This window comes from Mangrovimonas futianensis (genome assembly GCF_021245805.1).
GTDB classification, from domain to species: Bacteria; Bacteroidota; Bacteroidia; order Flavobacteriales; family Flavobacteriaceae; genus Mangrovimonas; species Mangrovimonas futianensis.
Genome location: NZ_JAJJNF010000011.1, coordinates 47,248 through 59,236, shown reverse-complemented (window position 1 = coordinate 59,236; position 11,989 = coordinate 47,248). Strand labels below are relative to the sequence as shown.

The 11,989-nt window shown below is 35.8% G+C and carries 4 protein-coding genes; all 4 read left to right on the top strand.

Annotation, left to right across the window (positions count from 1 at the left end):
• Positions 1 to 8: 8 nt before the first annotated feature.
• Positions 9 to 176 carry a T9SS type B sorting domain-containing protein gene (locus tag LOK78_RS16690; RefSeq protein ID WP_336246339.1) on the top strand — a complete coding sequence of 56 codons (168 nt, stop codon included), beginning with the start codon at positions 9 to 11 and terminating at the stop codon, positions 174 to 176.
• Between the two features lie 38 nt (positions 177 to 214).
• Entirely contained in the window at positions 215 to 2,044 is a 1,830-nt protein-coding gene (locus LOK78_RS15640) for a T9SS type B sorting domain-containing protein (protein WP_232635557.1), read from the top strand.
• 116 nt (positions 2,045 to 2,160) lie between these two features.
• Entirely contained in the window at positions 2,161 to 6,987 is a 4,827-nt protein-coding gene (locus tag LOK78_RS15635) for a T9SS type B sorting domain-containing protein (protein ID WP_232635556.1), read from the top strand.
• 119 nt (positions 6,988 to 7,106) lie between these two features.
• Positions 7,107 to 11,945: a T9SS type B sorting domain-containing protein gene (locus LOK78_RS15630; protein WP_232635555.1), complete on the top strand. Its 4,839-nt coding sequence runs from the start codon at positions 7,107 to 7,109 to the stop codon at positions 11,943 to 11,945.
• Positions 11,946 to 11,989 lie beyond the last annotated feature (44 nt).

The following is an 11,989-nucleotide window of genomic DNA, read 5'->3' as shown; positions in this document are numbered from 1 at the left end:
ATACCGAAATACTCATTTTCAACAGATACGGAAAACTAATTACAAAAATTGATCCTCTGGGAATGGGATGGGATGGTACCCTGAACGGGGAACCTCTACCAACAGATGATTACTGGTTCTTTATTACTCTACAGGATGGACGTATTTTTAAAAGCCACTTTACTCTTAAAAGATAAATGAAAAATCTTTAGTACATTTATTTGAAACTTTTCTCATGAAATTTCCGTGGCTTAAAACAATAAGCTTCTTCCTTTTAACAAACTTGATTTACTGTCAGGAAATTTCCCTTTTCCAACAATTCAATGGTCATTATGATTATTTGGCAATTGGAAACACATTAAACGAAGCTGAAAACAATGGGAATTCCTTTTGCGAAATACTACCACAGTCAAGCGCTAATTTAAACTTAGAGGATAACTCTAATATAGTAGCTGCTTATTTATATTGGGCGGGATCTGGATCTGGGGATTTGGATATCACCTTGAATGATACAGATTTTACTGCTACAGAAACATATACCGTGGATTATGAAGATGCTATCAATGGTACCTTGACCTATTTTTCTTGTTTTGCAGATATAACGGAATTTATACTTGAGAACGGAAATATAGATTACACATTATCCAATTTAGATCTTTCTGAAGTGCTAGAATCTAATCCTGGGTATTGTGCTAATAGAACCAATTTTGCAGGATGGTCCATATATGTAGTATTTGAAGATGAAACACTTCCTTTAAACCAAATAAATCTTTTTCAAGGTTTGGAAATTATAAATAGGAATGTGCAAGAAAAAACTATTTATCTCGAAGATGTTAACATTTTAGACAACGAAGGAGCTAAAATTGGTTTCTTGGCTTGGGAAGGAGACACCGCACTTAATTACGGAGAATCACTTTTCTTAAATGGAAACCTCTTGTCCAATCCTCCATTAAATCCAAGTAATAATGCTTTTAATGGCACTAATTCGTTCAACAATTCTTCCGAACTTTATAATTGTGATATCGATTTTTATAACATTCAAAATTATATCAATATCGGAGATACTACCGTAGAAATAACACTTACCACCGGTGATTACAATGAAAATGGCAACTTTGCTGCAGACCTCATCATATTGAATAACATAATTACTGTTTTAAATAGTCAACTTCCGGATGCCACAACAGATATAACAGAGGCTCAAGTTCTTTGCGGCAACCAGCAGATAGCCCTGAACTTCTATATAAATAATTTCAACGCCACCGATTATTTGCCCGCAAACACTCCGGTATCTATTTATGCTGACAACACCCTTTTAGATACGGTGTATACAAATGATGACATTGAAATTGGTGAATCAGAATATTTTGAGTTACTGATTGATTTGCCCTCAAACTTCGAAAATTATGTTACCATCACTGTGATGGCCGATGATATTGGCGATGGTACTGGAATAGTTACAGAACTCAACGAAACCAATAATTTCGATTTGGTTGGTCTAGAAATTTCACCTTTTGAAATTCTTGAACTAGACCCCATGAAGGGATGTGATTTAGGTTTTAATAAAGCCTTTTTCAATTTAGTAGCGCATATTCAAGACCTCCCTAATTATTCAGAATCTGAATTTTTCACATCATTAGATGACCTGTTTTTAGGTGATTTTGAGATTATTGACCCGGAAAATTATCAAAATAACTTAGATCCAGAACCTATTTTTGTTAAAATCCCTAGCGACTCTTGCTTCAATATTTACACCTTCGATTTAACAACTGAAAACTGCCCACCTTATATTCCTGAAGTCTTCACACCTAATGGGGATGGGTTTAATGACTGGTTCAACATCCAAGGTCTCTACAACATCTTTGAAAATCATAACCTGCTGATTTACAATAGATATGGCACCTTGATTTTTGAAGGTAATAACCAGACCAAGTGGTTTGGAGAGGCAAACAAAGGCCTCAATAACCTTCATAAACCCCTTCCAACAGGCACCTATTTTTATATTTTAAACCTTAATGACCCCGCCTTTGACATCCTAACAGGTTGGGTTTACTTGACTAGATAATCGTATAAAAAAATGCATTTCGTCGTATTTTTTTGCATTTAATCTATTTTTATCTATATTTGTACCTGATTAATCCCAAATCTTGGTCGCAAGACCAATCATAAACAACTGAACTAATGAAAAAGTGCTACCTACTTATGGTATTGGTTGGTATACTGGCTTTTAGTGCCCAATCCCAACAAATTTCAACCAATTCTAATATTAGTATTCAAACCTTAGTTGAAGAATACTTGGTACAAGGTTGTGTAGAGATTTCTAACGTCCAATCAAATGCTAATGGTGCTCCTATGGGTATCGATAGTTACGGTTATTTTGAACAAGCAAGTTCAAATTTCCCTTTTCAAAACGGTTTGATTCTTTCTACTGGCTCTATCACATCCTCGGGAAATGTTGCCAATGGCAATACTTTAAATGAAGGGGAACCTGAATGGGGTCCAGACTCTGACCTGGAAAATGCCTTGGGAATTAACAATACCTTTAATGCTACTTCTGTAGAATTTGATTTTGTTTCGGTTTCTAACTTAGTACAATTCAATTACATCTTGGCTTCTGAGGAGTACTACGCTAACTACCCTTGCGAATATTCCGATGGTTTTGCCTTTCTAATCAAGGAAGCTGGATCATCACAACCCTATACTAATATTGCATTAATTCCAGGAACCGATATCCCTGTGAATACCAGTACCATTCATGAAGAAATTGTAGGGTTTTGTCAGGCCGAAAATGAAGCATATTTTGATGGATATAATTTTGGTGACACCAACTTTAATGGAAGAACCGTTGTTATGACAGCAAGTGCCGCCATTCAACCCAACGTACAGTATCATATTAAATTGGTTATTGCAGATCAATCTGATGAAAATTATGATTCAGCAGTTTTCATTCAAGCTAATAGTTTTAATGCCAGTGTTGATTTGGGTGAAGATATTACAACCTGTGCCAATAGTACCAATCTAAATGCTGAAACAGACAATGATTTAGCTGTTTATAGCTGGTTTTATAATGGTCAGCTACTCCCTTCTGAAACAAGTCCCCAGATAACTGCAGTCAACTCGGGAAGCTATACTGTAAGCATATCCATGCCTATTAATAACACCTCTTGTGAAATTCAAGACACCATTGAAGTTATTTTAAATTCGGCACAAACGGCTGAAGGTATTCCAGATTATATATTATGTGATTCTGGAAATAACAATACGGCAAGTTTTGATTTATCAAATATGGACGATGAAGTTCTAGATGTTGTTTCTGGAACCAATTTCCAAATTGCCTATTTTTCCTCTCAATCAAATGCCCAAAACAATTCAAATACTATAACAGCTCCAATCACTAATACCTCAAACCCACAACCAATTTTTGTTAGAATTCAAGATTTAGATAATGGTTGTGTTTCTTATGCTAGTTTCAATTTAATAGTAAATGACATTCCAGAAATCAACACACCAGAGGAGATTGATATTTGCGACAATGGTAGTGCGGATGGTTTTGCAGAAATAGACTTTGCAGAAACTACGGAGGCCATAAGTGAAGGAAATGAAAACTATATAGTTACGTATCATACAACGCAGAATGAAGCAGAAAGTGGCGCAAACCCTATTCCACTTCCCTATGTCAATACTAATACATCTGAACAAATTTTTGTAAGAGTTGAAGATTCAGAGACAGGGTGCTACACTACCAGCAGCTTTATTATTAATATACTAGATGCTCCTGGAATTAACACCCAAACCCAAACCATAAACGCCTGTGAACAAGACGGAGATGGTTTTGAAACATTTGACTTAACATCTGTTTTGGATAATGTATTAGCCGGATTATCTGGCATGATAGTTAGTTACCATGAAACTATGGAGGATGCCCAAACAGGGAACAACCCTATAGACAACCCAGAATCATATGATAATACAGTTGCTGATTCTCAAATGGTATATATCTGTGTTGTAAATCCAGAAACCGGTTGTGCCTCTTACGCCCCAATTAATATTATGGCCAATGCCTTAAATGAAGGATCAAATGTTACCAATCAATTTGCATGTGACGACGCATCAAATGATGGAATTGAAGATTTTGATCTCGAAGAGATTGCAGAAAGCATGATAAATGGTATGGGAGGCATCATAGTAACTTATTACGAAACAGAAAACGATCAAAATAACTTTGAAAATGCCATTGATCAGTCAATTCCATACATTGTTGATGATAGCCCACATACCTTGTATGTAACCTTTCAAAAAGATGATTGCCTATATTACACTGATTTAAATTTAATTGTTGCACCAGGTGTCTTTTTGGAACCTTTAGAACCTGTTACATACTGTGATAATGATGAAGATGGATTTACCTCTATTCACCTATCAGATTTTAATGGATTTGTTAATCAAGGCATTCCAAATGCCCAGGTCAGATACTTTTTAACTGAGATAGATGCCGAAAACAATGAAAATCAATTACCATCTAATTATACGAACACAACAAACCCTTTCAATGTATTTGTAAGAGTCACTAACTCTAACTCCAAATGCTATGATGTACAACCACTTGAAATTACCGTTCTAGCTGCTCCGAGTATAAATCAACCCAGTGACATAATCATTTGTGATGATGATTATGACGGATATTATCAAGTTGACCTAGAAAGCAAAATATCAGAAATAGTTGGAAATGATAGTGACGTGTCCATTTCATTTCATACGTCTCAAAGTAATGCCAATTCAAATACCAATGCTATTATTAATCCATCCAATTTCAATTCTAATACTCAAACCATTTATACGAGAGTGGAAAGTCTTGAAACTGGTTGTCATGCCCTAGCTATTTTTGATGTTATAGTAAATACGCAACCACAATTCCCTGCCATTTCAAATTATCAAAACTGTGAATCTGATGGTAATCAAACCGCTGATTTTTATTTTGTAAACAAGGACAGTGAGATTCTTAATGGACAAATTGGTAAAATTGCATATTATTTTGAGAGTGAAATTGATGCTCTAAACCGACAAAATGCAATTGACAAGAATACTGCATACAGCAATCTATCTAATCCTCAAACCATTTGGGTTCGTGTTGAAAACATAACCGACCAAGGTTGTTTTGGGGTATCCTCATTTACTATAGAGGTGGGCTCTTTACCACTTTTCAACTTACCTGAAGACAAATATTTATGTGATGATTATACAAATGATGGATCGGAGGTATTTGATTTGCAAGAAGTCATTAATGAAGTTTCGACAGGAATTTCAGACGACTTAACAATAACCTTTTACGATTCGATTGAAGATGCCGAAAATTCAGAGAATGAACTACCATTAGACTATTCCAATATTCAGAATCCACAGCAGATTTATGTAAAAATTGAAAATGGAAGTTACTGTTATGGTATTGCTGAATTTGGATTGAATGTTATTCAAGCTCCAGAAGTCAACATGCCATCTGATTTTGTGATTTGTGATATAGACCACGATGGAACAAGTATTTTTGATTTATCTGTGACCTTGGAAGAAATTTTAGAGGTAAGACAGGATGACTTGATTATTTCTTACCATGAAAGTGAAGAGGACTTAGAAGCAAACATTAATTCTATTCAAGATCCAGAAAACTATGAGAACCTATCAAATCCACAAACTATTTATATCAGGGTAACAAACCCTACTACCTCTTGTTTTGTAACTGTTCCTGTTAACCTTATTGTGGATGCTCCTCCTGTAATTAACACTTTCACAGAAGAAATATGTCACAATTCTACAACAAGTTACTATTTACCCAATGCTTTTGATTCTTTAGTGGAAGAACCAGAAAACGTAACTTTTATTTTTTACACATCTCAAGCAGATGCAGAGGCCGACGCGAATCCGTTAGGAGATACCTTTAACTACACTTCCAACAATTCTGTTATTTATGTAAGAGCTATAAGTAGTCTGTCAGGATGTTACTCTATTGGTTCGTTCAACCTAAACGTCAATCCCCTACCGAATGCTAATCAACCAAATGATTTGGTAAGCTGTGATGATGATTCTGACGGAATGTTGGTTTTTGATTTAAGCCAACAAAACAATACTATATTAGGAAATCAAGGAAGCGAAGATTTTACAATTACCTATTATGAAATTCTTCAAGAAGCTGCAGCTGGAGACAATCCTATTTCAAATTTAAATTATTTAGCTTTTGATGGACAAACCATATTTGCTAGAGTAACCAATAATCTAACCGGCTGTTTTAGCATCACTAGTTTTAACTGCATTGTCAATAGAATTCCTTTGGTTGATATCCCAGACCAGACCATCTGTTTGAATAGTGAAGAGCCTTTAGTAGTTTCAGCTTTTACTGGCTACAACAATGATAGTTACTTATGGTCTACCAATCAAATAGGACCAGAAATTCAAATAAACCAAATTGGTGAATATTCTGTTACGGTTACTACTGAAAATGGGTGTTCTACAACGACTACCTTCCAGGTTATGGAATCAGAACAAGCCAGTATTGATTTCACAGAAACCATCGACTTTTCCAATCCGAGTAATATTACGGTTACCATTAGCGGAATTGGAAATTATTTATACACTTTAGATGGTGGTACACCTCAGGAATCTAATGTGTTCTACCACGTTTCATGGGGTCTTCACACCATCGAAATTATAGACTTAAATGGATGTGCCTCCGCTTTCAAAGAAATCATGGTAATCAATGCGCCCACCTTCTTTACTCCAAATAACGACGGTGACAATGACTTATGGCAAATAGCCGGAATAGAGCAGCTTGAAGGCACTATGGTTTATATCTTTGATCGCTACGGAAAACTTTTACAAACCATGAATTCTAGTTCAAAAGGTTGGGATGGAACCTACAATGGTCACAACATGCCTTCTGATGATTATTGGTTCTTAGCTCAAGTGAAAAAAGGAGAAAAACAGTTTGAAGTAAGGAATCATTTTACCCTAAAAAGATAATGACTTAGCAAAGAAAAATCACTTTTTATCAAATATAATCTACAAATCCCCCTAATCGGGGATTTTTTTGTTACATTTAAATTTCTCATTTTCAAAAAAATTAAAATTGCTACAATAAAATGAGCAAACCATCTATTTGTTTTTTAGTTGTTTTGCTAGGTATATTTTTTAACATACATGCTCAGCAAATCACGACTTCAACGGCCACTTTAGAAACCTTAATTCAACAGAATTTAGGCCAAGGTTGTGTGGAGATTTCTAATATTTCAAGTGATGTCAATGGGCAAAACATCAACATAAATTCTTACGGATATTTTGAAAAGGCCACTTCAAACTTTCCTTTTCAAGATGGAATTATATTATCAACCGGAACCATTCAATCGGCTGGAAACACATTCATAGGTACACACCTAAACGAAGGTGATGATTCATGGGGTACAGACCCCGATTTGGAAAACGCATTAGGTATCGACAACACCTTAAATGCAACTTCTATTGAGTTTGATTTTGTCACCATAGCCAACGTCATTCAATTTCGTTACATTTTGGCCTCCGAAGAATATTATGCAAATTTTCCTTGTAATTACTCAGATGGGTTTGCGTTGCTGATTAAAGAGGCTGGAAATACCGACCCTTATTCCAATATAGCCGTAATTCCAGACACTTCTATCCCAGTAAACACAAATACAATTCACTCGGAAATAGTTGAGTTTTGTCCAGAAGAAAATGTAGAATATTTTGCTGGATTCAATATGGGAGATACCAATTTTAATGGAAGAACGGTAGTCATGACTGCTACCGCATCCATAGAACCCAACGTTCAATACCATATTAAAATGGTTATTGCTGATCAAACAGATGAAAACTATGACTCAGCAGTATTTATCGAAGGAAACAGTTTTAACCCCACAGTTAATTTGGGCCCTGACATCAATACCTGTGGTGAATCCTACATTCTAAATGCTGACATAAACAATCCCAACGCTTCCTACCAATGGTTTTTAAATGGTGTACCCATCAGCGGAGAAACAAATGAAACTTTGACCGTGACACAGTCGGGCGTTTACAAAGTCGAAATTTCCTTTCAAATAAGCAATACAAGTTGTACCATTGAAGACCAGGCAGAAATTATTCTTAATTCCGAACAAACTTCCGAACCGATTTCTAATTATTCATTATGCGACGATCCATCACAAGATGGATTAGAATTGTTTGATCTCAACATAAAGAATAATGAAGTTCTAAGTTCTGTACCTCCTTCTAGTTACAATATAAGCTACCATTTAAGTATGGAAGAGGCTCAGAGTGGAAGTAATCCCTTATCGTCCCCCTACCAAAATACAAGTAATCCCCAAACGATATATATACGAATTCTAGATACAGAAAATGGTTGTCTGGCCTATTCCAGTTTTGACCTTATTGTCAACCAGCTACCAGAATATTCTGAACCTGAGCCCGTAACAGTGTGTTCTGGGCCAGAATCCAATGGCTTCGCAGAGATAGATCTAGGACCTATTTCTGATGAAATATCTCAAGGAAATCCTGATGTCTACATCAGCTACCATTACAATCAAGAAGATGCCACTCTGGGGAACAATCCAATTTTTTCTTATGTAAACACCAATCCCGAAAACACACTTTACATTAGAATTTATGATGCTGAAACAGGATGTTTTGTAACAACTACCATAGACATTACTGTAATACCGAATCCGGACGTGGACACTTCTGAGCCCTTTTGGATAAATGCTTGTGAAGAAGATCAAGATGGTTTTGATATCTTTGATTTAACCTCCATTATCGATGATGTTTTAGAAGGCTTAACAGGTGTTTCGGTTAGCTTCTATGAAAGTTATGAAAATGCAGAAACGGGAAGTAATCCGATTGCCAATGAATCAAATTATCAAAATGTGGTTCAAGAACTTCAAACGGTTTATATTAGGATTGTAGATGATGAAACCGGCTGTTTTACTATTGTTCCCTTAACATTATTTGCAGACCTTATTAATACGGAATTTTCAAATTCTTCGTTTTATTTTTGTGATGATAGTAGTAACGACGGAATTCAAGAAATAGACTTAACGGAAATTACCGACCAACTTATTGGTGTTTATTCTGAATCTTTTGAGGTGATATATTATGAGTCATTCGAAAATCAAGTGGACGAAATTAACGCCATTCCCCAAAATGTCCCTTATACAATTACTGAAAGTCCAACAACATTATATTTAACCATTTTTGGGGAGGATTGTGAACGATTAATTTCAGTAAATGTTTTTCTCAGTCCGCCCATTGAATTGGATGAAGTAGAACCCATCCTTTATTGTGATGATTATATTAACGATGGATATACATCCATTGACCTAGAAAGTATCATACCACTGATTGTTGGAGATATTAGCCAATCTTCTGTACAATTCTTTTTAACCGAAGAAGATGCCACCAATGTTGAAAATTTGCTTCCGCCCATTTTCTTTAATGTAGCAAACCCACAAATCATTTGGGCTAAAGTTATTGACCTTTCTACCAACTGCTATGATATAGTACCCTTTGAAATTGAAATTATTGGTGTTCCTGATGTCAATGTTCCAAGTGACATTATAGAATGTGACGATGATGATGATGGTTATTTTACGGTCAATTTAGAAACTAAAATCCCAGAAATTATCGATGACACCACTGGATTAACCTTTACTTTTTTCACCGATTTTGAGGACGCTGTTGCAAATATAAATCCCGTTCCTGACCCAACTAATGTGACAACGGCAACCCAACAACTTCATGTGAGAATAGAAAATGAAGGCACAGGTTGTTATACTTTTGTTTCATTTTATGCTTACATCAATACCCTACCAGTTTTTCCTGAAGGTGGAATTTCAGATTTCATCAATTGTCAGGCAAATTTTAGTGATGTTGGTGATTTTTATTTATATGAAAAGGATGAGGAAATTTTGAATGGGCAAACCGGTAAACAAGTGCTTTATTTTGAAACTGAAAATGACGCCATCAATAGAGTCAATATCATTGATAAATATAGTACATATCAAAATACAACTAACCCACAAGTTCTTTTTTGTAGAGTAGAAAACTTGACTGATCAGGGATGTTTTGGAGTATCTTCATTTAATTTAAATGTTGGAGTGGAGCCTGACTACAATGAACCGTTAGATTTATTTTTATGTGATGACATGTCTAATGATGGTGTTATTGCGGTGGACCTCAATACCAAAATAGATGAAATCTCTCAGGGAATTAATGATAATCTTGAAATTAGTTTCCACTTTTCAGGATATGACGCTACCAATAACGTTTCCCCCATCACAAATTTAGATTTCACTAACACCTCAAATCCACAAGAAATTTTTGTAAGAATAGCAAATGGTACTTTTTGTAATGCTATCACAAGTTTTGATATCAACGTTATTCCGGTACCTGAAGTTAACTTTCCTTCAGACATTGAGTTTTGCGATGATGATGGATATGCTACCCATGATCTTACCGTTGCCGAATTGGAAATCTTGGATGTCAGGCAAGATGACATTGTCATCTCATATCATGAAACGATGGAAGATGTCGAAAATGACGTCGTTAGTATTCCAAACCCAGAAAGCTACACCAACATTACCAATCCACAAACCGTTTACGTTAAAATCAATAATACGGTTTCCAATTGCTACGCTGTAGTGCCCATAAACATTAATTTGAACCTTCCCCCTGAAATAAACGAGTTTGAAGAATATCCTTTATGCCAAGGTAACAGTTCTGCTTTTGACCTGAACCTCATCAACACTATTATTGTTGATGACCCCAATGGGTTGGGTATTACATATCATTCAAATGGAGCGGATGCAGATGCCAATATTAATCCATTAGACACCAATTACACAATCATATCCAATAGCGACACAATTTTCATTAGAATTGAAAATTTGGAAACTGGGTGCTATACGGTTTACCCATTCCATTTGGTTACCTATCCAAACCCTAATATCAATCAACCAAATAACCTAGAGTCATGTGATGATGATTTTGATGGCCTGTTAACTTTCGACCTATCTCAGCAAACCACCCAGGTATTGGGAAGTTTGAATCCACAGAATTATACCACTGGTTATTATGAAACACTTCAGAATGCCATTAATGGTAATAATGAAATTTTGGATTTGAATTACAATGCCTTTGACGGACAAACCATATTTATACGGGTGGAGAATAATGAAACAAGCTGTTTCAGCATCACGACCTTTCAGCTTTTTGTCCATCGAATTCCATTGGTTGAAATCCCAGATTCAACCATATGTTTAAATGCTGAAAACTTGGTAGTTTCGGCAGAAACTGGTTTCGACACCGACACCTATATTTGGTCCAATAGTCAAACCACTCCTCAAACTCAAATAATCTATCCAGGAACCTATTCTGTTACGGTTACAACTATTGATGGTTGCTCCACAACCACATCATTTGAAGTCATTGAATCAGAAACGGCCACCATAGAATTCACCGAGTCTGTAGACTTTGCAGATCCGAATAATGTCACGGTAACCGTGAATGGTATTGGGGAATATTTATATGCTATTGATGGTGGAACACCACAAGAATCAAACGTGTTTTATAATGTGTCTTGGGGCCTTCACACCATAGAAGTGATTGACATTAATGGATGTGCCTCAGCCATCAAAGAAATTGTTGTTATAGATTATCCGCTTTATTTTACACCCAATAATGATGGGGACAATGACACCTGGCATATTGCAGGTGTTGACCAACTTGTGGGTACCATCATTTATATTTTTGATAGATACGGAAAATTATTAACTGCTTTGACCCACGATTCTCCAGGTTGGGATGGCACCTATAATGGAGAAAATATGCCAGCTACCGATTACTGGTTTGTTGCCAAGGTGGTGAAAGGTCAAAGAGCGTTTGACGTAAAGAGCCATTTCACCTTAAAACGCTAAGGTTTAACAGATTTTTATACCTGTTTGGCTATTAATTATGGCTA

Excerpts from the sequence above, each read along its gene's own strand:
- LOK78_RS15640 (WP_232635557.1), top strand. The coding sequence starts at position 215 with ATGAAATTTCCGTGGCTTAAAACAATAAGCTTCTTCCTTTTAACAAAC.
- LOK78_RS15635 (WP_232635556.1), top strand. The coding sequence starts at position 2,161 with ATGAAAAAGTGCTACCTACTTATGGTATTGGTTGGTATACTGGCTTTT.
- LOK78_RS15630 (WP_232635555.1), top strand. The coding sequence starts at position 7,107 with ATGAGCAAACCATCTATTTGTTTTTTAGTTGTTTTGCTAGGTATATTT.